Annotated in this window: 22 protein-coding genes; 7 read left to right on the top strand and 15 right to left on the bottom strand. The window is 56.4% G+C overall.

Annotated features, from left to right (window positions below):
- The first annotated feature begins 184 nt into the window (after positions 1-184).
- Positions 185-1,246, top strand: coding sequence for a GGDEF domain-containing protein (locus tag STH12_RS01345; protein ID WP_126165890.1), 1,062 nt, complete (start codon positions 185-187; stop codon positions 1,244-1,246).
- Positions 1,247-1,351: 105 nt separating this feature from the next.
- Here STH12_RS01345 and STH12_RS01340 read toward each other — a convergent pair whose 3' ends face one another.
- The 5 genes from STH12_RS01340 to STH12_RS01320 all read right to left on the bottom strand — a co-directional run bounded on the left by STH12_RS01340 (position 1,352) and on the right by STH12_RS01320 (position 5,328).
- Positions 1,352-2,428 (bottom strand): carboxylate-amine ligase, encoded by a 1,077-nt coding sequence (locus STH12_RS01340; protein WP_126165889.1) that lies wholly within the window; start codon positions 2,426-2,428, stop codon positions 1,352-1,354.
- A gap of 3 nt (positions 2,429-2,431) precedes the next feature.
- On the bottom strand, positions 2,432-3,574 hold the full coding sequence (locus STH12_RS01335; protein WP_126165888.1) for a hypothetical protein: 1,143 nt from the start codon (positions 3,572-3,574) through the stop codon (positions 2,432-2,434).
- A gap of 52 nt (positions 3,575-3,626) precedes the next feature.
- The gene (locus STH12_RS01330) at positions 3,627-4,073 is read right to left on the bottom strand and encodes a GNAT family N-acetyltransferase (RefSeq protein WP_126165887.1); all 447 of its coding nucleotides are present in this window, start codon (positions 4,071-4,073) and stop codon (positions 3,627-3,629) included.
- The gene (locus tag STH12_RS01325; RefSeq protein WP_126165886.1) at positions 4,070-4,483 is read right to left on the bottom strand and encodes a GFA family protein; all 414 of its coding nucleotides are present in this window, start codon (positions 4,481-4,483) and stop codon (positions 4,070-4,072) included. The genes STH12_RS01330 and STH12_RS01325 overlap by 4 nt, the downstream gene beginning before the upstream one ends.
- A 128-nt stretch (positions 4,484-4,611) precedes the next feature.
- The gene (locus tag STH12_RS01320; protein ID WP_126165885.1) at positions 4,612-5,328 is read right to left on the bottom strand and encodes a hypothetical protein; all 717 of its coding nucleotides are present in this window, start codon (positions 5,326-5,328) and stop codon (positions 4,612-4,614) included.
- Between the two features lie 282 nt (positions 5,329-5,610).
- On the opposite strand from STH12_RS01320, the gene STH12_RS01315 reads away from it, so the two are divergent.
- Positions 5,611-6,438 (top strand): hypothetical protein, encoded by an 828-nt coding sequence (locus STH12_RS01315; RefSeq protein WP_126165884.1) that lies wholly within the window; start codon positions 5,611-5,613, stop codon positions 6,436-6,438.
- Positions 6,439-6,560: 122 nt separating this feature from the next.
- On the opposite strand, the gene STH12_RS01310 is transcribed toward STH12_RS01315, so the two are convergent.
- The 4 genes from STH12_RS01310 to trxC all read right to left on the bottom strand — a co-directional run bounded on the left by STH12_RS01310 (position 6,561) and on the right by trxC (position 9,865).
- The gene (locus tag STH12_RS01310) at positions 6,561-7,592 is read right to left on the bottom strand and encodes a hypothetical protein (protein WP_126165883.1); all 1,032 of its coding nucleotides are present in this window, start codon (positions 7,590-7,592) and stop codon (positions 6,561-6,563) included.
- Positions 7,593-7,706: 114 nt separating this feature from the next.
- A complete protein-coding gene (gene mtgA / locus STH12_RS01305) occupies positions 7,707-8,465 on the bottom strand; it encodes a monofunctional biosynthetic peptidoglycan transglycosylase (RefSeq protein ID WP_164551121.1) in 759 nt (252 codons plus the stop codon).
- A gap of 36 nt (positions 8,466-8,501) precedes the next feature.
- A complete protein-coding gene (locus STH12_RS01300) occupies positions 8,502-9,377 on the bottom strand; it encodes a hypothetical protein (protein ID WP_126165882.1) in 876 nt (291 codons plus the stop codon).
- A 65-nt stretch (positions 9,378-9,442) separates the two neighbouring features.
- The gene (gene trxC / locus STH12_RS01295) at positions 9,443-9,865 is read right to left on the bottom strand and encodes a thioredoxin TrxC (RefSeq protein WP_126165881.1); all 423 of its coding nucleotides are present in this window, start codon (positions 9,863-9,865) and stop codon (positions 9,443-9,445) included.
- Positions 9,866-10,020: 155 nt separating this feature from the next.
- On the opposite strand from trxC, the gene STH12_RS01290 reads away from it, so the two are divergent.
- Positions 10,021-11,337 (top strand): alpha/beta hydrolase-fold protein, encoded by a 1,317-nt coding sequence (locus STH12_RS01290; RefSeq protein WP_126165880.1) that lies wholly within the window; start codon positions 10,021-10,023, stop codon positions 11,335-11,337.
- Positions 11,338-11,405: 68 nt separating this feature from the next.
- Here the strand turns inward: STH12_RS01290 and STH12_RS01285 are convergent, their stop codons facing one another.
- The gene (locus STH12_RS01285; RefSeq protein ID WP_126165879.1) at positions 11,406-12,491 is read right to left on the bottom strand and encodes a rhomboid family intramembrane serine protease; all 1,086 of its coding nucleotides are present in this window, start codon (positions 12,489-12,491) and stop codon (positions 11,406-11,408) included.
- 3 nt (positions 12,492-12,494) lie between these two features.
- Entirely contained in the window at positions 12,495-13,097 is a 603-nt protein-coding gene (locus STH12_RS01280; protein WP_418856593.1) for a hypothetical protein, read from the bottom strand.
- Between the two features lie 304 nt (positions 13,098-13,401).
- Here STH12_RS01280 and STH12_RS01275 point away from each other — a divergent pair, with 304 nt between their 5' ends.
- The gene (locus tag STH12_RS01275; protein WP_237158708.1) at positions 13,402-13,668 is read left to right on the top strand and encodes a hypothetical protein; all 267 of its coding nucleotides are present in this window, start codon (positions 13,402-13,404) and stop codon (positions 13,666-13,668) included.
- A 55-nt stretch (positions 13,669-13,723) separates the two neighbouring features.
- Here STH12_RS01275 and STH12_RS01270 read toward each other — a convergent pair whose 3' ends face one another.
- From STH12_RS01270 to hldE, 3 genes are all read right to left on the bottom strand, one after another.
- Positions 13,724-14,212 (bottom strand): TetR family transcriptional regulator, encoded by a 489-nt coding sequence (locus STH12_RS01270; RefSeq protein WP_126165878.1) that lies wholly within the window; start codon positions 14,210-14,212, stop codon positions 13,724-13,726.
- Between the two features lie 144 nt (positions 14,213-14,356).
- On the bottom strand, positions 14,357-15,262 hold the full coding sequence (locus STH12_RS01265) for a hypothetical protein (RefSeq protein ID WP_126165877.1): 906 nt from the start codon (positions 15,260-15,262) through the stop codon (positions 14,357-14,359).
- Entirely contained in the window at positions 15,262-16,692 is a 1,431-nt protein-coding gene (gene hldE / locus STH12_RS01260; RefSeq protein WP_126165876.1) for a bifunctional D-glycero-beta-D-manno-heptose-7-phosphate kinase/D-glycero-beta-D-manno-heptose 1-phosphate adenylyltransferase HldE, read from the bottom strand. The genes STH12_RS01265 and hldE overlap by 1 nt, the downstream gene beginning before the upstream one ends.
- 115 nt (positions 16,693-16,807) lie before the next feature.
- Between hldE and STH12_RS01255 the strand changes: the two genes are divergently transcribed.
- Positions 16,808-17,734: an LpxL/LpxP family Kdo(2)-lipid IV(A) lauroyl/palmitoleoyl acyltransferase gene (locus STH12_RS01255; protein ID WP_126165875.1), complete on the top strand. Its 927-nt coding sequence runs from the start codon at positions 16,808-16,810 to the stop codon at positions 17,732-17,734.
- Between the two features lie 6 nt (positions 17,735-17,740).
- Here the strand turns inward: STH12_RS01255 and STH12_RS01250 are convergent, their stop codons facing one another.
- Entirely contained in the window at positions 17,741-19,462 is a 1,722-nt protein-coding gene (locus STH12_RS01250; protein ID WP_126165874.1) for a potassium/proton antiporter, read from the bottom strand.
- Between the two features lie 371 nt (positions 19,463-19,833).
- On the opposite strand from STH12_RS01250, the gene STH12_RS01245 reads away from it, so the two are divergent.
- The gene (locus STH12_RS01245; RefSeq protein ID WP_126165873.1) at positions 19,834-22,110 is read left to right on the top strand and encodes a nitric-oxide reductase large subunit; all 2,277 of its coding nucleotides are present in this window, start codon (positions 19,834-19,836) and stop codon (positions 22,108-22,110) included.
- A 157-nt stretch (positions 22,111-22,267) separates the two neighbouring features.
- Positions 22,268-23,791, top strand: a complete 1,524-nt coding sequence (gene norR / locus STH12_RS01240) for a nitric oxide reductase transcriptional regulator NorR (protein WP_126169378.1) — start codon at positions 22,268-22,270, stop codon at positions 23,789-23,791.
- The last annotated feature ends 122 nt before the right edge of the window (positions 23,792-23,913 follow it).

The following is a 23,913-nucleotide window of genomic DNA, read 5'->3' as shown; positions in this document are numbered from 1 at the left end:
TTCCCTTTGAATTTCATAGTCCTGCCGGCAAGCGCCTCTGAGGCGAATACAGCCAGGCGGTGCCCAAGGCCAATTGTGATGGCTGCGGCAAGTGTTGCAAAAGCCAACTCAAGGCTGACTGAATCCTGTAAAAACATACAAATACATCGACTACACTCTTAAGAGATATGCCTAAGGACGGTCTATGAAAGAGCGCATCCAACAAACCCTGCTGGAGCAGTACAAGATCTCAGAGCTTGAGATCCAAAGCCGCAAAAAGCTGTTTGAACTCAGCGATCGCGAGCTTGAGGCGCTGCACGACTACCGTTTTTTGATTGAAGAGCACTCGGGCTCGATCATCGGCCGCTTTTACGAACTGGTATCGCAGGATGAACATGCCACCCTGCTGATTGGCGACACCGACACCTTTGAGCGGCTCAAGTTGGGGCTGAATAAATACATTCTCGATATGTTTTCAGGCTTTTACGACAGCGAATACGTTAACAACCGCCTGCGTATCGGGCTGGTGCACAAACGCATTGGGCTGGAACCCAAGTACTTTATTTCGGCCCAGCGTTACCTCACCAGCGTAATTCAGGAGTCCATCCGGCAGATCATTGCCGATCCGGACGAAGCCTGGCGTATAGGGCTCCTGGTCGAGCGGCTTATCTCCTTCGATACGTCCTGGATTTTCGATACTTACATCACCTCGCTGGTCGATGAAATGCGCTCGCAAAACGCCAAGAATGACCTTTACGTGCGCTCACTCGAAAGCAAAATCAAATACCTGGAAGGGCTTGCCAATAAGGACGTGCTTACCGAGCTTTACAACAAACGCGCGTTCCGCGAACTACTCAGGCGCGAGATGCTGCTGTCGAAGCGCACCAATAGCACCATTTCCATCATCTATATCGATGTCGATTCTTTTAAGGGCATCAACGACAGTCGCGGCCACGAAACCGGCGACAAGGTGCTGGGCACACTGGGGCAAATCATCAAACAGGTGGTACGGGAAACCGATATTCCTTCCCGTCAGGGCGGCGATGAGTTTTGTATCGCCCTGCTCGACTGCGCCCTGAAAGAAGCCAAAGCCAAGGCAGAGCTCATTATCGAGCATTTCAGCAGCACCTTCGCTGAGTACAGCATCAGCATTGGCATTGTGGAAATGCTCGACAAGGTCGATGTGGATGTCGACAGCCTGCTGCACCGCGCCGATCAGAAGATGTATCTCGCCAAAAAGAGCAAGGGCAACAAAATTTGTGAATAGCCCGGCAAGCGCACAAAAGTCTTGTTTAATCAGCCACTCTTAAAGCGCTGCTTTTAGGTGTGAGTAATCCAAACCGCTGACTGCCTTTAACAAAGCCGCCTGCAACTAGTCGCTTTCGATATGAGCTGCCAGACAGGCAAACTCGGCCTCCAACCGCTGCTCGCTGAACCGCGGCGCCAGTTTCAGCAGCCACTGCTGCCACAGCCTGCGGGCATCCAGCATCTCTCCCTGCCAGAAGAATCGCGCCGCCATGCCATGTCGCACCGCCTGCCAGCGGTTTTCGCGCAGTTGCCAATCGGCAAGCGAAAGCGGCAGCTCGCCATCCAACAGACCCCGCAGCAACTCGGTTGCCAACAAAGCGCATAGCGTTGCCACTGAAGATGCCAGCATGGGGTCGGGCTGCATATCCATCACCCTGATTTCTATGGTGCGATGCACAGGATGCAGCCGCGCGTCGGTCCAGATACAGGTAGGTTTGTGAATAAGCCCGGCATTCAGTAATTCGCTGATGGTTTCAAGTTCGCGCTCAAAGGAAACCACCTCTGGCGGCGTGCCGCCGCGGGGCAGTTGCCCGAGTGCGGCACAGCGATAACTGGCAAGCCCGGTGTCACGGCCTGCATACATCCGGGAGTTGGCACAAAGTGCAATCAGCGGCGCCAAAAATGGCCGCAGTGCATTAAAAAGTCGGCTAAGCCAGGGATCGGGGCAGGAGCCAATATGGCAGTGCATGCCAAAGGTGAAGAGCTGACGCAGCAGCTCCTGCAGCTCATCCACACTGGCTCGATAGCAATCACGAATGGCCATCTCCCGCCAGTCCAGAGTGGGATGGGCGCCGCCCACAAAAAGCCGCAGCTGCGGTTTACCGAGCCGCAAGGTTAAAAAGTCGCGGCAGCGCCGCAGGTGCAACGCCTGCTCGCGGGCATTGTGAAACACAGGACTGCTGTGCTCAAGCATGCCAATATGGGCTTCGGGGCTCCACAGCCCAGGCGGCCCATCCGTGCAGATAAGCGCCTCAAAGGGCAGCTCAGCCACCTGCCCGCTGGCATCCAGCAGCAAATACTCTTCTTCGAAGCCAAAGCTCAAACCGGCCAGCAGCGCTTTTGCATCCATTGCCGTATCGAGTTTTGTACCAACATGGCCCGCGTTTCCCGGAATGTCGCCCTGTATTGAAAGCCTTTCCATGGCTCATTCACCCCAGCCGATAGCTGCAGGACCCGTCACCAAACAGGCACCAGCCAAAGGATGGCGATGACGGGTGGCGCTGACCATGCCCTCCACCGAAGTGCGACCCATCAGCCCTGAAATTTGTGGGCCTGGTGCGCCTTTGGGCCACAAACACAGGGCTCGTACTTCAAGGCGCAGACTCAGGTCTTCCGGCGCCAGATACACGCAAGGCGCGTACTCTACCCGCTGCTGAGCAAGCACAGGGCCACGGGGTAAGTCATCAGCTGGTGTCAGCGCGGGGTTTAGCACCACACCTGCACCGCCATAGCCAAAAAGCGGCTTGATGACCTGCTGTGGTGCAATAGTATCTCCGGGCAAATGCAGCATGCGGCAAGGCAGCACACTTGGATCATCCAGCAGCGGTAGCATGGATTTGGCAAGCAAGTAGTACCAGTCGGGGTGCCCGGCAAAACTCACTTCAGCGCCGAGAAACAACTCTCGGCAATGGGCCGCTTGCTCGGGGCTGGTGACTATCAGGCGATTGTAAATGCGCTCAATCGGCTGCAGTGCGCCGCCTGCCTTGGGGCTGTGATAGAAAAGCCGGTTGCCGCGGCGCACAATATTTGAGAGCGGCTGCGGCGAAATGCCGTATTGGCGCGCCATCAACTCAAAACAAAACCCTGTGGCCTGCGTCAAAGGCGCCTCATCAAGCATGACCACAGCATCGGTAGAGGCAGCCTGCCCCAACACAATTTGCCCAAGGGCACGGCGTCGCTCGCTCAAGGGGGCAAGCCCAAACGCAGCGCATGAAAGCGCGGCTTCCTGGCTGTGTGCCCAGGCATAGAGAGATGGAAAGGCCTGCAACTCAATCAGTCGATGGCTGAGGGTACCGGCAGTTTCACAGATGGCAAAATCGACCGCAAAGAATTCGCACCAATCCGGCGCATCGCCAATCAGCAGCGCTTTGGGTACCCACTGACGGGCCCTGGCAAGCCGCTCAGGCGCCATGGCCTGCTGCAACAGCGCAACGGCACTTTGGCAAATCCCCTTAAAAAGCGGCCCGGGAAGCTGCAAGGCATAGGGCGCCAAGTGGCCAGATGAAGTTTGAACACAGGGCAAAACCCCGTGCTGCCCGGCGCTGCGGACAACGGATACGTGATGCATGGTGTTGGCCTCCCCTGGCCCAAGATCCTTTTCCCTGCAACAGGGCGGCCGCTTACAGCGGTTTCAGGTAGACGTGGCTGGTTTTGTTGGCTTCAAAGCCGATGGCGCGATAAAAACGATGGGATGCTTCGCGGCGGATATCTGAGCGCACCAGCAACCTTTCCAGTCCTCGCTGACGGGCCCAGGTCTCGGCCTGAGCGACCAGGGCTTCCCCCAGTCCTTGCCTGCGGGCATGGTTCCCCACCACCAGGCCGGTGATCTCGGCCTTAACGCCGGTTTCGAGGGTGAGTCGTTGCTCAACCACCAGCCAGGCGGCCACCCGCCCCTGCCACTCGGCAACAAAAATAGCGTGGTCCTGCGAAGCAAGGAGCGCAGCAAGACAGACGCCGGTTTCCATCACAGTGGTTTGATAGCCAAGCTCCAGAGTAAGGGCGGCAATTGCACTGACATCGGCTGGGGTGGCGGCGCGGCAAGGCACCTTGGCGAGGGTCTCGGTCATGACACTTCTGCCGCCGTCTTTTTGGGAAGGGTGTCGTTGATGCTGACCCAATCGACATGGGTATCGTAAAACACATGGGCCATTGGCTCGGTTTCGATGGCCTGGTGCAGGCAGGCGCGCACTATGTGCAGTTCACCTGGCCAGCGGCTGGATGTGAAAAAGAGGCTGCTGCCACAGCGGCCACAAAAGCCCCGCCGGGCAGGGGCGGAAGAGGCAAACCAGATTAACATGCCTTCAGGGTCGCCAATCTGAGCCTGCTGCTCATCGACCCCAAGCCAGGTGACAAAGGCCGCACCATGGGCGCGCTGACATTGGCTGCAGTGGCAGTGAGCAACCCACTTCACCGGCGTATCAAAGGCCACTGTCACAGCGCCGCACAGGCAACTGCCGCTAATCTTGTCGTTGGCCATAACCTTCCCCCAAAGGCGATACATACTGGAGCCATTGTTGGCAGACTGGTCACTGATTGTCCAGCCTGCCGTTATCCAGGCGGGGATCCGGCGTCAGATTAACCTGCGCCCCGGTCTGGCATACGCTGTCAGTCCAGTCCTTTCATCAGATCGTTGCCAGCGGCAATGCGTTCCTGACGAAGTTGTTCGCCAAGTTTTCTAAGCTCTGCCTCTTCGCTGGCCGTGGGCTCACGCTCGCCGATTTTGTCCATCATTTCCATCAACTTGCGCTCAGTAGGGCTCATTTCGGCCATGTGCAGCCCGTTTTCCGCATCATTGAGCCTTTGCCCCAGCGAGTCATACTGAGCTTGCAATTGCTCAAGGCGCGCATCATCAGCCTCGCTCCTGTCTTCCATGTCATAGAGCGCATCTATACTGGATTGCAGTGACATCATCTGCTCACGGAGCGCTTCCACATCTGACGCCAGCTGTTCTTCGGCTGTTTCCTCTACAATGAAGCCTTTTTTAGCCATACAGGCGTCGATTTCCTGCTCAGACAAGCCCAGCGCAGTTTGCGGGCCTTTATCCAGACATTGCTCAACCTGGGTGCCGTCACCGGTCTTCAGATATTGGTCGTAACACCCCCTGAAGGCTTTTTCCAGCGCCTTACCGGCTTCTTGCTTGCTCATGCCGGCACAGGCGGCAACGGCTTCAAAACCAGGCTGGTTCATGCCCTGGGCAATCATGGATTTCAAGGTGTTCTCAAGATATTCCGGGGTCAGCCAGGAGGTATCATCTTTGGCAAAAACCGCTGTGCTGACCAAGGGGGCCAAAACCAGTGCGGCAATGAGAGTGCGATTTTTCATGCTGTAAATTCCTTTTACTCAGGGAGCGGGACATGGGCTGCCCCTATGGGAATAGGATCCTTCTAAGGCAGGGCAACTGCAAAGGGCAAACTAAACAAAGTTAACGGCTTTGCCTATCAGTCATTTGTATGAGAGTCATCAGGCGATGCTGCGGGCGACAGTGCCAATCACTGTACGTTCGAGCCAACGCGGAGGCTGACGTTAGGCTATGCTTTAGGAGTCGCAAACACTGTCAGATTGCGGCCGAAACTGTCTTCACATGCCCGACAAAGAGACAACACCATGGCCAAATTCGGCATTGCCCTTCTGTGGTTGGTAAGCTGCTTGTCGCAGGCGCAAACCCAGATCCTGGTCTTTGCCGATCACCCGATTGATATTCATCTCAGCCAGGAAACCCTCAATGCCAATATATTGAATGCACTTGAAAAACATGCGGACGGCCAACTGCGCTTCAGTTATCAGCTGGTACCCCAGAACCGCAGTTGGCGCATGCTTGAGAAAATGCCGGCCTGCCTTATCAATCAAATCAAGACCCCGGAGCGGCAAGCCAAAGCCTATTTCACACACTTCCCGCTGACGCTGTATCCGCCGCTGCGCTTGATAGTGGCACAGGCTACAGCCACAAGCTGGCCGGCAGAATTTACCCCAGCCAATTACAACCTGCCGGGCGATAACCTTATAGGGCTGGTAAAAGGCCGCAGCTACGGCGAGGCGCTCGATAGTGCCTTTGCCGCCACGCCGCAACATTACTTTGTGCGGGGTGGCACCGAGCCTGCCGAGCGCACTTTGGATATGTTGATCGCCAGGCGCATCAGCGCCACCGTTGATTACAGCCGTTCGGTGCGGGTGTATCTGGATGAAATCCAAAGCCCTTTTGCATTCAAAGCGATACCCATCGCCGGTGAAACTTCTGCGGTGGCAGGTTTTATTGCCTGCAGCAAGGATAATCAGGGCAAAGCCATGGTGGAGGCGCTTGATATGGCCTTTGCCAAGGACGCCATGCTGGAAGACTACATTAAATTTCACCGCGCTTTTTTTGGTGATGAAGAAGGCGCGTTTTTGGAAGCCGATATCCGCGCACGCCACCTCAGTCTGAAAGCCTCCCACTGAGACAATGCACCCAGACTCGACTGGCATCAGGCTCGGCTTGCTTCAGACTTGGCTGGGCTAGGCTGGGCCAGACTCACCGCTATTTGGCATTCCCCCTGCCAAATAGCGGTAACATACTGCAATTACAGCTGCTTTTTCAGCGCTTTGACTTCTTTGGTGAACGCCTTATCATCGGGCGCTATCTGCGCGGCGCTGTCGAGCCAGGTGCGGGCTGAGGTCTTATCCCCCATCAGTGCCAGCAGCTGCGCCCGACGAAGCTGAGCCCAGGGACGGTACTTATCCGGCAAGTTGGCAAACAGTGGCTCCATGCCTTCGCTCGCTTCCTTCAGATACACCCCGCCCTTTACCGCATGTTTTAACAGCTGGTATCTGAGCTGTGGATCCAATTCGGCATCTTCATCGGGCTGCTTGCCCCAACCAATGGCTTCACTGAGCACAGCCGCCGCCTTTTCATGGTCATCACCCATGCGCACCGAGTGGCGCAGGCTCAGCTGCCTGTCAGTGCGAAACGCCTTGCGGGCTTCGGCGAGCTGAGCATCGAAGGTCTTGTTATCCTCCTGCTTAAGGGCAACATCCAGTAAAGCCAACTGTCCTTCCAGTGGAGAAATAGCAGCGATATTCAACGCCACTTCCCGCGCCTTGTTTTCATCGCCCCCCACAATGCCGGGGGCATGAAGGTAGAAGCCAAACAATGCCTTGGCAATCTCCATATCCCCGGGGGCAAGTTGCTGCGCGCCCTGATAATGTTCGAGGGACTTTGATGCCAGCCCCGGCGCCGAAAACACCGAGGCACGCATCGCCATATTGGCGTAAATATCGCCGGCCATTTTCAGCCCCTGCGCCCTGGCAGAGGTCGGTGCCATGGCATTGCCGGTAAGCCAGGCTGTGAGCTCATCTTCGGCCTCATCTTCACGCTCGAGTTTAATCAAACTTTTTAAGCGAAAGGCCATCAGATTGGCGGGTGCATCGGCATCAATCAGCCCCAGCAGCGCCTGGTATTCACCTGCCTGATAACGGCTCTCAACGGTATCTATCTCGGGGGGAGGCAAGTCGGTAAGTCTGGCGTGGGCAATGGTGGAAGCGCCGCAAAGAAGCAGCGCTGAAAGCAGCGAGAAACGCAGAGTGCGACGCTCAAAAAGGTTCAAAGTCAGCATAGGGTGGCCAGGTTAATTATTTTGGCTTTCGACCCATCGCCAAGAATTAGAGTTCCATGAACTAACTGAGATCAGTCAAAAGCATTAACCCCAATCACCGCAGCAAGCTCGCCGCTAATCCAGCTCCTTCAGGGTGGCGGCACCAAGCTGTCCCATCTGGCGGCTAATCCAGTCGGCACGGCCGGACATATATTCGGTGGGCGGACTGATACGGTATTCCCAAGGGTTTGGCAACAGCGCCGCCAGCAGCGCCGCTTCACGTACACTGAGCCTGGAAGCACTCTTGCCAAAGTAATGCACCGAGGCAGCCTCGGCGCCATAAATGCCGGGGCCAAACTCCACAATATTCAGGTAAAGCTCCAGCGTCCGGCGTTTACCGGCAATGGTATCCAGCAGCAGCGCAAACCAGGCCTCAAGGCTCTTACGCAGCAAACTGCGGGATGACCACAAAAACAGATTCTTGGCTGTTTGCTGGGTCAGAGTGCTGGCGCCGCGCAGTCGCTCTCCGGGCTCCCTGTCTGCCAAAGCGATTTTTATCGCTTCAAAATCAACCCCATAATGCAGTGGAAACCGCTGATCCTCAGAGGCAATCACCGCCAGTTGCAGATTGGGGGAGATATTCTCCAGCGGCCGCCAGCTGTGGCTGACCTCTATCCCCGCCTTGGGTGGAAACAAGCTGCGGTCGATACGCCAGGCCCAGGTGGGCGGGTCGAAGAAGGTAACGGCCGCAACCAGTGCGACGCTGAGCAGCACAAAAATTACAGTCAGCTTAAACAGCCAACGCCAAAGGCCGCGCCAGATGCGGCTTAAAAAGGATCGTTTCGGCTCGCTGGGCACAGGGACATCACTTCCATTCATCGCATCACCAGACATGGGCAAACTCCCTTTCTACCTTCCGCTTGTGTCGCATTAATCAGACGGGCAAACAATAAAGATCCACTTGGGATCCCGGCTCCATGGTTTGATAATTTTACGCTTTTTATCTTTGGTATAGAAACACTTGCCGAACAGGATAATACCGGCGCCCTCAAACTCCCGACGCTCTTTGATGCCGAAGCGTTTAAGCAGGCTGTCACGGCTCTCTGAAATGGCGATGCCGGTTTCACGGCTCTCGCTGGGGTTAAGCCAGTTCATGTCTTTATCTGAGTGCGACAGTGTGCCCCAATACATCCGGGGCGCACCGTTTTCGGTCGGCTCAGCGTCGGCAAAATTCACAAACAGGTTTTTTGCCCGCCAGCGGTGCACTTCATCGGTATAAACCCACAGATCTGAGCTGGCAAGTTCACTGCCGCGCAGCAAACTTTGCAGCACTTTCTTCAGCCCCAGCTTGGGCGCTGAGACAGCGGCTTGTGCCACATCGGCGGTTTGGGGCTCAGTTTTGCCTGTCTGGCGGGAGGCGGGTTGATAATCCGCTTTAGGTTCACGAACGCCTTCATCACGGGCAGCCGCTCTCTTTTGCCGTGGTAAACGCACAGGCGCATCAAAGTCGATACTGAGGCCATCTTCCCGCTCAATGGCTACCCGCACTTCGGCAGCCGCGCCTTCTTCCTCTTTACGCGCCGTCGATGGCCGGTATTCGGGGCAATCATCGGCGTGGTAGAGCGAGCCAAAACAGGCCGCCTTACCGTCGCTGGAGGCACGGCGAAAGTAAGCACGCGCGCCGCAACCGATGCAAAAAAGTGACTGACGCAGCAGCTCCTGCGTGGCTTCATCAAGCTTGGCAAAGCCATAAACGGAAAACACCCGTTCGACTTCACCTTCCGGTTCACAGCGTACGTCCAGCACCTTTCACCTCCAAGCCACCAGTCCAAATACAGGGCCTGAGCATGATGGTAAAGACTGCTGATTAATCAGGCAAATTGTTTGAGCCACTGGGTAAATGCCTGCTTGGGTAAGGCGCCGGCCTGCTGTGCCAGCACCTTACCACCCTGGATCACCATCACAGTGGGAATGGAGCGGATCCCAAACCTGGCCGCCAGCGCCTGCTGACTTTCGGTATCCAATTTGCCAAAGCGGAACCTGGGTTCAAACTCGGCCGCCGTCTGGACAAATACCGGCGCAAAGCTCTGACAGGGGCCGCACCAGGCCGCCCAAAAGTCCACTACCAGCGGCAACTCGGATTTAACGGCATGGGCGTCGAAGTTGGCAGCTGTCAGCTCAAGCGGCTTACCAACAAACAGGGGCGATTTACAGCGGCCGCAACTGGGGGCGTCGCTGAGTCTGTCTTCAGGCACCCGATTAAGGCCGTGGCATTGGGGGCAAGCAAGGATCATGGCTATGGCTCCAAAAATAAAGGCTGGATAAAACCACACATGGGGGCGCTGTAGCGCCATTACAAGGCGAAAAATCCAGCATCCTTCACTTTTGACGCCAACTCTGGCAGGGTAAAACACTGGATATAAGATGATTACAATAACAAGGACCTCAGATGACATCAGGAATTCAGCCGGGCAAGTGGCAGTATCTGCCCCGCAGCTTGCTCCTTGGGCTGCTGCTGACCACTGCCGCCCCCCTGGCCACTTTCGCCCAAGCCGAAACTGCCGAAACCAATAACTCTGCCAGCGCCGCCATTGCCATGCCACTGACCTACGGCAACAGTTATCAGGCCCCATCACGCCATTTTGGCGAAGACAGGCGCTTTATGGTGGCGTTGCCCGAGCGCTATCAGGCCAGCGAACGCCGCTATCCCGTGCTCTATGTTATCGATGGCGATTTTCAGTTTCGCCATGTCTCTGCGGCGGTAAATAACCTCACCCGCATGGGCAAGATCCCGCCCATGATAGTAGTGGGCGTTGCTACCCAGGGGCAGGCGGACTATATCAAATCCACCACCTGGGCCTCCGAGCGCGAAGGTGATGAGTTTGGTGGCGCCGAAACCATGATGGCCTACCTGAAAGACGAACTGGTGCCGCTGATTAATAGCCGATTTCGCACCAGCGGCAAGAACGCCATCGCGGGCTATTCATTGGGCGGCCTCTTTACCCTCGAGGCCTTAATGGCCGACAACACGCCCTTCTCCGCCTTTTTGGCCATGAGTCCCAGCGCCTGGTACGACGATTACGGCATCAAAGGCCGCATGGCGGCTTACATCAAAAAGCACAAGTCGCTGCCACCGCTGTTTTTATCGGTCGCCAACGAAGAAGGTATGGGGGTGCAGCCGCTGTTTAAGTTGATTGAAAAGTCAGTGCCACACTCCGGGGTGGTGTTCAAGCGCTACCCGGATGAAACCCACTACAGCACCGCCATGCCTGCGCTGTTGGATGCCCTGGAATACCTGGCTCCGGCCTACTACACCGACCTGGACGTGCTGGTGCCAATGGATAACTACAAAGACGTGTTGAACCACTTTGAGGCCAAGCGCAGCCAATGGGCCGGATTTCGCTTCGAATGGTTACAGTCCTACTATCTGGCCAAGTATTTTTTCATTACCAAACAGCAAGATAAAATAGGTATCTTCCTCGATGAAGCCCAAAAGCGCTTCCCCGAATCCAACACAGAGTTATGCGTTGCCATGGCCAAAGCCTATTTGAAAAAGCAGCAGCCAGAGGAAGCGCAAAAAGTGCTGCTGCGGGCACAGAAAGAAGGCGAGCAAAGCGCCGACTGGCTGGCACAAATGAGTGAGGCCAAAAAGGCCATGGGCGCCATAGCCGAAGCCCAGGCCCTGCACAGTCGCGCCATGGCGCTGGCCGAAGCTCAGGGGCTGGAAAGCTGGGAATACTGGGAGCTGAACCCAAGGCGCTTTTAATATCCGGCGCAGCCCAAATGGCAACAGGAGCATTAAAAAAGGCGCCTTGGGCGCCTTTTTCATTGAGCTTAACGGCTCACCCTCACTTCCGGTGAGTTCATCAGCGCCAACATGGGGTTGGCGGCCATCACCTGCTGCTGCATCAGCTTTCCGATGATAAGCCCCGCCACAAAGCCGCCGATATGCGCCCAATAGGCCACGCCCTCACCCGCCATGTACAAGCCAAAGATATTGAACGCCAGCCAAATGCCGAAGAACACCAGCGGCGATACCTTCTTTTGGTAGACGATGAACATAAAGGTCAGGCTCGCGTAGCGGAACCACAGCAGATACATACCGAACAGACCGGCGATGGCACCGCTGGCGCCCACCATGTAGATATCGCTGCCAGGCTCGGAGATGATCTGCGCCGCCGCAGCCGCAAGACCACACACCAGATACAGCCCCAAAAAGCGCGCCCGACCCAGGGCATCTTCCAGGTTGTCTCCCACCACATAGAGGAAGTACATATTGCCCGCCAGGTGCAAAAAGTCGCCGTGGAGGAACATGTGGCTCACCAAAGTCCACACATGGCTGCCGTGGAGGACATCCCGCGGCACCAGGGCAAAGTTTTCAAACATGGGGTCGGTCATCGACAAGTCGAAGCCGTAAATGCCGAAAATCACCATATTCAACGCCAGCAGCCACCAGGTAACCACAGGTTTGGACTTGGGTTTGAGGTTAAACTCCACCGGCATTTGCGACAAAAACTGAAACAGCCAGGTTTTTACACTCACCTTGCCATCCAGTTCGGTCAGCGCCTGACGCACCAGGGGTGATTGCACCACCTTGTCGCATTCGGCCTTGTCGAGCCACACGCCTTTACAGCTTGGGCACACATCCACTTCAATCTCGAACTCGTTCATCAGATGATAACGCTCAAGGGTGGTGTCGCAGCTGCAGCAGCGACGGCTCGACTCGCCCAGGTGGCGCCCCAGGCTCTGCTCCAGCGCCACGTTACTGTCGCCGTTATCGGCACTGGACAGTGCCTTGTTCAGCTCACCGTGCTCAAACCACAGCCCACCGCATTGCTGACAGGCATCCACCTGCTCGCCATGAAAATCAAACTCACGAAACACATCATGGCCGCAGCCGGGACAACGCATCTTCTTCATGGCTTACTCCACCATCACGCCGGCGTCTCTGAGGCTCACGCCCAACGCCTCATAGTTTTGCTTAAGCTGTGGCAGGGTATCCTGCTCGAGTTTGAGGGTCACTTCCCGCAGCAGTTTTACCCCATGGGTGGGGCCATAAAACTTGGATTCCATCTTGCTCACCACGTCGTCGCTGTTCGCATAAAAGCGGCGCGCGGCAGACAGAATATCGGCGGGAGTCTCCAGCGTTGCCTGAGAAAAGCGCATGTTTTCCCAGATAAAAGTGGCGACAGCCGGATGATGCTGTTTGATGTCGTAGGGGCGCTCTTTTTCCACCTTGTCGGCATAGGCGTTGAGAATGGCTACGTTGTCCGACAGCTCTTCATACAGCGCCCGGCGCAGGTGGTAGTTGTTCTGCTGACTCATCAACGAGTCAAAGGCGATGGCCTGACTCAGACCTTCTTTGGCGGCCAGATAGACACCGGCCACGGTGGCGATAATCATAAAGATCTGGCTTATCCAAAAGCTGCTTTTTACCAGCTCCTGATTGTCCAGACGCACGTTGTGGCGCGCCGTGCCAGTGGCCGTTTCAGCGGGCCTGACCTTGTTGTCGACTTCCATATCCATGAACTCCTAAATTATGGATTTATATAAGAAATTAATCTTGCTTCGTGCAAAGGCATAAGGATACCCATCCACGCCGCACAGCGCCACCCTTTGGCGAAAGTTACGCCAAACTGATAAGACCAGTACGGACACGGCGCCAAACAGCATTATCCACCAACAAAACCAACAAGATAGCCAGTTTCATCCAAACCAGCCCGACACTGATAGTATTCAGCGCCAAAATCCCTGTTTGCCCCGTCGGTTGGTTGGGGTATAACAGAAGGACTGCCACGGCAGTGTTTGGGGTCATAGTTGGAGGCACGACATGATGCAGGTAAGCACCAACCATGGCGGCCACAGGGAGAAAGGCGACCGCCGCAGCAAGCCCCTGTCCAGTTTGGAACATTGGAACAGGTTATCCACGGCTCAGAGGTTTGCGTTTTATACGCTGGCCAAACTGGGTTACCAACTCTTGTTCGTTCGCAGCCAGGGTGACAGGGCATTGGCGATAGCGCGCCAGGATGCCCGACTGGCGACCATAGACGAATGGGGAGAGGTAAACTTCGAGCCCGTGATCACGCTGAGGCCTTAGCCGGAACGTAAAAAAGGAGCCAATTGGCTCCTTTTTTATCTCATCACGTCGAAGTTCAAGCCGCCTGGCTGGTCACCGCGGTTTCAGATTCGGCCAACAACATCACCGCTGTGCGACCCAGCAGTTGGTTGATGGTCTTTTCACCGATGGCACCCAGCTCAATGACTGCGCTCTCGCGGGCACTGCTGATGGCACGGAACAGCGTAATGTCTTTATCGTTGCTGCCACACAGGCTGAAAAACAGCTTCAGCACGGCACGGTAATGCGATTCACGCATCGCCGTCATCCATGAGCGCTCCAGCGCTTCAGGACCGGAAAAATCCAGTGCAGCCAAAAACAAACGACCAATACGCGCATCTAACCTGACCAGAAAGTCCGTTTTCTTGGGGAAATGGTGACTGATACCAGTCCGACTGATCCCTGTCGCTTCAGACAAGGTAGTGTAGGACATAGCATCAAAACCAATACTCAGGATTTGCTTGAGCGCCTCATCCATAATCTGATTGATGGTTTGCTCAGTCTGTACTTTGGAACGTTTCGCCATGAAATGTATCCCCCCTTGTTATTTTTGTTGCAGAGAGCTTATCAAAGCATTAGAGGGATTACTGCCAAAAAAACGTCGTTCCCAAGAGTATCTGACTTTTGTTCAGCTAGGGTTCAGCTTGAAACAGCATAGCGTACGCCTGCGTTAACCTTTGATTAACAAGTGTTGCTTTGCGAGCCAATCAGACGCCATTGAGGGTCCCATCAGCTGATTCAGGGTGGGCTCGAGCACCGGAGCCAGCTCAGGTTTTCGCCAATACAGGTAGTCCGGCAAAACCGGCAGAGTGGCCGAGCCGAACAAATATTGCAGCAGATGGGAAAACTCGGTCAGATCCGCGTCAGACCAGCGTCTTAGCTTTGGATAGAAACTCTGGCAAAACTCGCCAAAACCAGTGAATAACACCAGATCTTCAACTTTATAGCTGTTAAGCAGAGGAAGGAGGTAAAGCGAACTCCAATGAGACAAATGACTGACATCATTCATCACTTGCAGGTTGCGGCGGTGAAATTGTTGCCAGGCCAGTTGCAGTGAACCCTGCTCTTTGGCGAGATGCCAATAGAGATACGCATCGGCCAGCCATTCCTGCTCCCTGAGGCTCAGCCGCTCGGGCAGCACCTTACCCTGCAGCGCCCCCACCTCAAGGTGCCCGACCTCGTGCCAGAAGGTCAGCATCAGCTGCTGGCTGAGCTCAAGCTCCAGCAGTTGACTGCCCACCAGCGCGCTTTGGGAAAACTGCTCGCGCCAGGGTGCCCACAGAATAAGCCCTGCCACCTCGGCGCTGCTTAAGGGAAACACCATGGCCGAGCGATAACCCAGACGGAAGCTGATATCGTCCGGCAACTGGGCGCGGGTCGATTCAGGCAGACGTTGCAAACAGGCTGGCAGAGTCGCCGGCTCACAAATGAGTACCGGCTTGCCCGCCACCTTAACCTCAGGCGGGCTAAAACCTTGTTGGCCCCATGCCAACCAGGGCGCTGCAAGCAGCGCCAGCGTCAGCATCCAGGGCAGCCCCCACGCCAGCACAGACCATTGCGTGGGAGCAGGTCGCATCAGTGACGGCTCATGATGTTTTGAATAATGGCGGTGGTGGACACCCCGTCTTCAAAACCCAGCACCTTCACCTGACCGCCATTGGCAAGCACTTCGGCGCCGCCGGCAATGTCTTCCACTTTATAGTCGCCGCCTTTCACCAACAAATCCGGCAGCAAACGGGCGATAACCCGCTGGGGCGTATCTTCACTGAAGGGCACCACCCAATCCACAGAGGCAAGCCCGGCTAGCACCGCCATGCGTCTGTCCACCGAGTTCACCGGGCGGCCATCGCCCTTGAGGCGACGCACAGATTCATCATCGTTTACAGCCACGATCAGGCGGTCACCCAGCGCCTTGGCCTGGGCAAGATAGCTCACATGGCCGGCATGCAGAATATCGAAGCAGCCGTTGGTCATCACCACCCGCTCGCCGCGAAGTCGTGCCTGCTCCAGTGCATACACCAGCTGATCTTCACTCACCACGCCCACACCGGACTCACCCTGATGGCTTTTAAGCGCCTCAATCAGTTCAATACGGCTGACGGTGGATGTACCCAGCTTGCCCACCACCACTCCGGCGGCGGTATTGGCAATGGCACAGGCCTGGGGCAGCTCGGCCCCGGCGGCAATGGCGGTAGCCAGCGCCGAAATCACGGTATCGCCAGCGCCGGTGACGTCGTACACCTCGCGAGCCACGGTGGGAATATGTAGCTCAGGCGCATCCGGGGTGATTAGGGTCATGCCTTTTTCAGAGCGGGTCACCAGCAGCGCATCCAGCGCTAAATCGTTAAGCAGCTTATGGGCTTTTTCCACCAGATCCGCTTCGCTGGTCACAGCGCCCACCACGGCCTCAAACTCGCTCATGTTGGGGGTCAGCAAAAAGGCGCCGCGATAGCGGGAAAAGTCGCTGCCCTTGGGGTCCACCAGCACCTTTACCCCCTGAGCACGGGCACTGGCGATAAAGTCTGCCGGCTCGGCAATGGCACCTTTGGCATAGTCAGACAGCACCACCACATCCACATTATTCAGCGAGGCTTCGGCCTGACTCAGCAGCGCCTGGCTGTGGCTTTTGTCGAACGACTCTTCAAAGTCGAGACGGATAAGCTGCTGATTGCGAGACAATACCCTGAGCTTAGTGATGGTGGGTTTGTCTTCAACCGCCAACCAGCGAGGCTCAACGCCAAGCGCCTGCACCCCTCTGGTGAGCGCAGCGGCTGTGTCGTCCTGGCCGACCAAACCGGCCAACTGCACCTGACCACCCAGGGTGGCGATATTCAGCGCCACGTTGGCCGCGCCACCGGGCCTGTCTTCAATCTGATTGATACGAACCACGGGCACAGGGGCCTCGGGGGAGATGCGGCCGGTTGGTCCCACCCAGTAGCGGTCCAACATCACATCGCCCACCACCAGAACCCGGGCCTTTTCAAACGCTGGCAAGGTAACCTTCATATCTCTCACATCAAATTCGGCTAAATTAATGCTGGATTGTACCCAATTTTCTCCGGCTGTTGTGTGTGTTTTGCGTTAGAATAGCCACTAATTTTTGTCTGTGAGTGAACCCCAAGTGGTAGAAAGCGCGCAATTTTCCAATCACCTGTATCACCCCAAGTATTGGCTGCTGTGGCTGGGCGTTGGCCTGATGAGGCTGTTATCGGCTTTGCCTTTGTCATGGCAAATGAAACTCGGCGCCGGTCTTGGCACCCTGGTGAGAAAGCTCGCGGGCAGCCGCAGCAATACTGCCAGACGCAATCTGGAGCTTTGCTTCCCCGATATGCCCGCCGCTGAGCGCGAAGCCTTGTTCAAGCGTAATTTTGAAGAAACCGGCAAGGCAGTGTTCGACACCATCAGTGCCTGGTGGTGGAGCGATGAGCGCATTCAACAGCATATGACCATCAAGGGCACCGAGCATGTGGAGCAAACCATTGCCAATGGCCAGGGGGTTATCCTGTTTGCGGTGCACTGTTTGCCGCTGGAGATGGGCGCGCGGATTTTCGGTCAGTTTCAGCCGGGAATTGGGGTTTATCGCCCGCATAACAATGCGGTGATGGAATACCTGCAAGTGAAGGGACGCTTGCGCTCCAACAAGGGGCTGGTACCCAAGCGCGACCTGCGTCAGATGGTGCGTTGCCTGCGCAGCGCTGAAGTGATTTGGTATACCGCCGATCAGGACTTTGGCCGCTCATCGGCGGTGTTTATTCCGTTTTTTGCGGTACCAGACGCCGCCACCATCACAGGTGCCACCACCCTTGCCAAGCTCGGCAAAGCCAGGGTGCTGCCGTTTTTTGTGCAACGTAACGACGATGACAAGGGCTACCACATCGAGATCATGCCGCCGCTGGAAGACTTCCCCGGTGAGGATGAGGTATCAGATGCCATCCGTGGCAATCAGGTGGTTGAGCAGCTGATTTCACGCAATCTGCCGCAATACATGTGGCTGCACCGCCGCTTCAAAACCCGCCCCGATGAGAACGCGCCGTCGCTGTATAAGTAACGCGACTCAGCGTCCTGCCTGCAGCCTCAGGCCCAGGCAGGACGGACAATCCCCCTCAAGCTGTGCCACCACCCATTCACGTCCCTGCCAGACAAACACGTCACCTTCGATGGGAGTTTTGCCCAGCATCCGCTCGCAAAGCTGCGCCAGCGTCAGCTCACTTTCATCCTCGGCCAGCGCCAGTCCGTACAAGGGCGCAAGCTCGGCCAGCCTAACCCGGGTATCCAACATAAAGTCGCCGAAAAAGCCCGACATGGCAGCCGTTGCAGGCGCTTCACTGAACAGCTGACTCAGCGCCGCCAGATCTTTCTCCTGACCGAGCACACACAGCACATCGTCCGCTTCCAGCACAGTGCTGCCCGAAGGGTGCAGCAGGGTGTTGTGGCGAAACAGCGCGGCAATACGGGTTCCCTCAGGCATGTCCAGCCGCTTCAACGGCTCGCCCACACACCATTTGTGCGCCTTGAGGCGATACACAAAAATCTCCCACTCGCTGGCGGGGAAGATATCCACCCCGGCGCGGCTGATGGGCTCAGGTCTGGCAGGCAGCTCTACCTTTGCCAGACGCATCGCCAGCGGCAGGCTGGTTCCCTGCAGCAGCAAGGACACCAACACCACACAAAACGCCAGGTTGAAGTAAAGCTCCGCATGGGGCAGTCCGGCCATCATAGGGAACACCGCCAGAATAATGGGCACGGCGCCTCGAAGCCCCACCCAACTGATAAACCAGCGCTCCCGTGAGGTAAAACGCTTAAATGGTGCCAGGCTCAACCAGACCGCCAGTGGCCGGGCGAACACTATCATCCCGATTGCCAGCGCCAGCCCAGGCAGCAGCACATCCAGCAAAGAGGACGGCGTCAGCAGCAGTCCCAGCACCAGGAACATACCGATTTGTGCAAGCCAGGTCAGGCCATCCATCACCGCCAGGGTGCTGTGTTTGCCGCGCATGCCACGATTGCCCAAAAACAGGCCATAGAGGTAAATCGACAAAATACCACTGCCGCCGAGGCTGTTGGACAGCGCAAACAGCAACAGGCCACCCGCCAGCACCAGAATGGGGTAAAGCCCATCGGCCAGCACACTGCGATTAACCAGACGCCACATCAGATATCCGCCACCGAGTCCGGCGGCAAGGCCCACTCCCGCCTGCAATATCAAGCTTTTCAGCAGTACAGGTAAATCGAAGTTGCCGCCAGCGGCTATCATGGCAATCAGGGTAACGGTTAAGAACACCGCCATGGGATCGTTACTGCCCGACTCGATTTCCAGCGTCGAGCCCACCCGCTCGTTGAGCGCCCGCCCCTTGAGCAGTGAAAACACAGCGGCTGCATCGGTACTGCCGACGATAGCGCCAATCAGCAGGCCACTGAGTAAATCCAGATTAAACAACCAGGCCGCCAACATGCCGGTCAGCGCCGTGGTGACCGCCACGCCAACCGTGGCCAGCGACAAGGATGGCCACAGTGCCAGTCGAAAGCTCGCCATCTTGGTTCTGAGGCCGCCATCGAGCAAAATCACCGCCAGCGCCAAATTACTTACCAGGTAGGCGGTCGAGAAATCATCGAACTGAATACCGCCGGGGCCGTCCTCTCCGGCCAGCATGCCCACCCCCAAAAATACCAGCAGGATCGGTACCCCAAGGCGCGAAGACAGGGGACTGAGTACCACACTGAGACCCACCAGCGCAGCGGCTACCAGAAAAAACAGATTCATATTTTCAGCGCCCATATCCCCTCCTATAAAAATTACGCGGCAATTATACCAGCCAGCATCATCATTAAGCTGTGGGTTAACGATTTTTAATTAAAATTTGAAGTCAGTAAAACCCAATTTATTTAAGCCATTAAGTGAATTTTATCTAAAATATTCAGCATTCATTCAAGAAGTAAACGTAGAGCAACAAAATCAACAAATTACACAAAAAGCATCTTGGTATCAAAATGACAATCAAAGTGTAATTTGCACAATAAAAATCACTGTCTTAATGACACCATTTGGTTAAGCAAAAACCTCATCACATTGTTATTTATCACTTTTTCACTTTGGCACACAAACTGCCTTGTAGGAATGACATTAGAACAAGCGCTAGAGAGGCCAGAATGAGTTCACTTCGCAAAACGGCTATCGCACTGTTAGTAGTGCTGATTGCCTCCTTCACAGTACTGCTCAGCTTGGGCAGCGAGATTTATCGGGAGATGCCCCCCATCGCCGATGCCTATACCAGCGAAAGCGGTCAGGTGGTATTTGATAAGCAGGACATACTGCGCGGCCAGCTGGTGTGGCGCTCCATGGGCGGCCATCAACTGGGTTCCATTTGGGGCCACGGCTCTTACGTTGCCCCCGATTGGTCAGCCGATTGGCTGCACCGCGAAGCCCAGGCCTGGCTCGATATCAGCGCCAAGGCACAGTATGGCAAAGACTTCGCCAGTCTGGACAGCAGCCAGCAAGCTGGTCTGGAGCAGGCGCTGCGCGATGATATGCGCCGCAATAGCCTGTTCAAAAACGGCGACAAACTGGAAGTGTCTTTAAGCGCTACCCGTATCAAGGCTATTCAGACAGTGGCAGATCACTATGTTGCCCTGTTCGGTGACGATGCCGCCATGCAGCCACTGCGTGAACAGTACGCCATGAAAGAGGCCACTGTACCCGATTTGGAGCGCCGTCAGCAGCTGACGGCCTTTGTGTTCTGGAGTGCCTGGGCCGCCATCACAGAGCGTCCCGGCGAGACCTACACCTACACCGCCAACTGGCCGTACGATCCCCAGCTTGGCAATACCCCAACGTCGGACAACATCGTCTGGTCGATTCTGAGTATCGTTACCCTGATCGCCGGGATTGGTGGTCTGGTGTGGTATCACGCCGCCGGCCGTGAACAGCCGCTGCCCACTCCGGCCAAAGAAGACCCGCTGTTCCGCTTTAAGCCCACGCCGTCACAAAAGGCGGTTGGAAAGTACTTCATTACCGCTATTGGGCTGTTTTTACTGCAAATAGTGCTGGGTGGGATCACGGCGCACTATGCGGTGGAAGGTCAGCAGTTTTATGGTATTCCGCTGTCTGAAATTCTGCCTTATTCGGTCACCCGTACCTGGCACACTCAGCTGGCAGTGTTCTGGATTGCCACCGCCTGGCTTGGCACCGGCCTGTATATAGCGCCGGCGCTTTCGGGCCATGAGCCCAAGTATCAACGCCTTGGCGTGAACGTGCTCTGGGTTGCCCTGGTGGTGGTCGTGCTCGGCTCCATGGCCGGTGAATGGCTGGGTGTTCAGCAATACTTCAACCTCGACAACAACTTCCTCTTTGGCCATCAGGGCTACGAGTACGTGGATTTGGGCCGGGTGTGGCAAATCCTGTTGCTGGTCGGGCTGATGATCTGGCTGGCGCTGGTTACTGCGGCCATTCGTCCTGCGCTCAATGATCAGGGCGAAATGCGCCCCGTGGTGTGGGTGTTGTACGCATCCTGCGTGGCCATCGGCCTCTTCTACGGCGCCGGTCTCTTTATGGGCAAGCACACCAACCTCGCCATGGCTGAATACTGGCGTTGGTGGGTGGTTCACCTGTGGGTAGAAGGCTTCTTTGAAACCTTCGCGACCTCAGTTATCGCCCTGCTGCTGGTGCGTCTGGGACTTATCCGTGCCCGCAGTGCCAACGCAGCCGTGCTGTTTACCACGGTGATCTTCCTCACCGGCGGCCTTATCGGTACCCTGCACCACCTGTACTTCACCGGCACCACCAACTCCATTATTGCCTGGGGTGCTATCTTCTCGGCGCTGGAAGTGGTGCCACTGGCTCTGATTGGTTATGAGGCTGTAGAAAGCTATCGTCTGCGCAATGCCGCTCCCTGGATGCAGCGCTACCACTGGGCCATCATGTTCTTTGTGGCTACCGCCTTCTGGAACCTGGTTGGCGCCGGTATGCTTGGCTTCCTGATTAACCCTCCGATTTCGCTCTACTTTGTGCAGGGTCTTAACACCACAGCCACCCACGGCCACGCCGCCTTTATGGGGGTATATGGCATGCTGGGGATCGGCCTGATGCTCTCCTGTGTCCGTGGTCTGACACTGGAAATGCAGTGGAACGAGAAACTGCTCAAGGGCGCCTTCTGGAGCCTGAATATCGGTCTTGCCGCCATGGTGTTCATGTCGCTGCTACCGGTGGGGATCACTCAGTTCTTCGCGGTGATTGAAAACGGCTACTGGTTTGCCCGCTCCCCGGAAGTCATCCACAGCAGCACAGTAGAAACCCTGGTGTGGCTGCGGGTGGTCGGTGATGTGATCTTTGCCTTCGGCGGCATGTTGCTGGCCATGTTCCTTTGGGATGTTGTTCGCAAAGCCTTTGCCGGTAAAAAAGCCGCGGCAACCCGCCCGGTAACAGCCTGACAAAGCCTGAGCCAGGTAAACAAAACCTAAACTCAACCCATCAACACTGGTCAAATAGACAATGGGGGCGCCCAGTGCGCTCCCTGTCAAAATGACAATTCAGAATGATAAGCGTATGCTGACAGACACACTTTTCCCCAAGGGTCAGCATACGCCCATGTCCTTAAGTCAAACCCTGCTTACCCGTATTGCCCTGGATATCACCTCGGGTCTGTCCCATCGCGACCGCTTTGCCCGCCTGGTCGATACGGTGAAAACCAATCTTGGCTGCGATGCCACCGCACTGCTGGAGTTTCGCGACCGTCACTTTGTGCCGCTTGCCACCGCAGGCCTTGCCGAAGACGTGGCCGGGCGCCACTTTGCCATTGACGATCACCCCCGACTTGAAGCTATCGCCCGCGCCGGCGATCTGGTGCGCTTCCCCGCCGACAGCGAACTGCCCGACCCTTACGACGGCCTCATTCCCAATCAGGACGACCGCCTGCACGTGCACGCCTGCATCGGTCTGCCGCTGTTCGATGGCGAGAAACTGATTGGCGCGCTGACGCTGGATGCCTTTTCCCCCGAGCAATTCGACAATCTGGGGCTGATGGATCTGCGTGCTCTGGGGGCGCTGAGCGCCGCCTCCCTCAAGAATGCGCTGCTGCTCGACAAGCTTGAACGGGTATCCCTGCTTGGACCCGCCAGCCGTGAAACCACCGATGACAGCCAGCCGATGGTGGGCAATGCCGCCGCCATGGAAAGCTTGCGCCAGGAGATCCTCGCGGTGGCAGGTACCGACTTGAGCGTGCTTATTCTCGGCGAAACCGGTACAGGTAAAGAGCTGGTAGCCCGCTCGGTCCATCAGGCCAGTACCCGCGCCGCCAAGCCGCTGGTGTATTTGAACTGCGCCGCCCTGCCCGAATCGGTGGCCGAAAGCGAACTCTTCGGCCACGTCAAAGGCGCCTTTACCGGCGCCATCAGCCATCGCAGCGGCAAGTTTGAAACCGCCGACAAAGGCACCCTGTTTTTGGATGAAATTGGCGAGCTGCCCCTTGGGCTGCAGGCCAAGCTGCTGCGGGTGCTGCAATATGGCGATGTGCAGCGTATTGGCGATGACAGAAGCCTCAAGGTCGATGTGCGCATCATCGCCGCCACCAACAAGGATTTAAAGCAAGAGGTGCTGGCGGGGCGCTTTCGGGCCGATTTGTACCATCGCCTGAGCGTGTTTCCGCTGCATGTGCCAACGCTCAGAGAGCGGGTGGAAGATATTGGCCCGCTGTGCGGTCATTTTCTTGAGCAAAGCCGCAAGTCATTGGGGCTGTCGGTGCTGCGCCTTAGCCCCGAAGCGCTGTCGCGGATTAAAAAGCATGACTGGCCCGGCAATGTGCGCGAGCTTGAACACGTAATCAAACGCGCAGCCACCCTGGCGCGGGCGGCATCGGAGCAAGGGGAAGTACTGATTTTGCCACAGATGCTGGCAATTGGCGGCGCGCCTGTATCCCCCCAGAGCCTTGGCAGCAAGGCCGCCGAGCCCGAATTTGAAGGTAAGGCATTGAAAGAAGCGACCGATGGATTTCAGGCGCGCTATATCCAATCCTGCCTGAATGCCCACAAGGGCAACTGGGCTGCCACCGCTCGGGCGCTGGGACTGGATCCCGGCAACCTGCACCGGCTGGCACGCCGCCTTGGCTTAAAATAGTGATTGCGGCCAGAGTTCAAATAAGAGTTGAAATTCTGGCCGAATTCTATGAGGATGCCAGCTTTGCCACGGAGCGAAAACAGGCGAGTCGCAGGCTCAGGACAGAGCGAATGCCAACAAAG

This window comes from Shewanella khirikhana, from assembly GCF_003957745.1.
Lineage (GTDB): Bacteria > Pseudomonadota > Gammaproteobacteria > Enterobacterales > Shewanellaceae > Shewanella > Shewanella khirikhana.
Note: the sequence above shows the minus strand (reverse complement) of the source record. Positions and strands in the feature narration are given on the sequence as shown.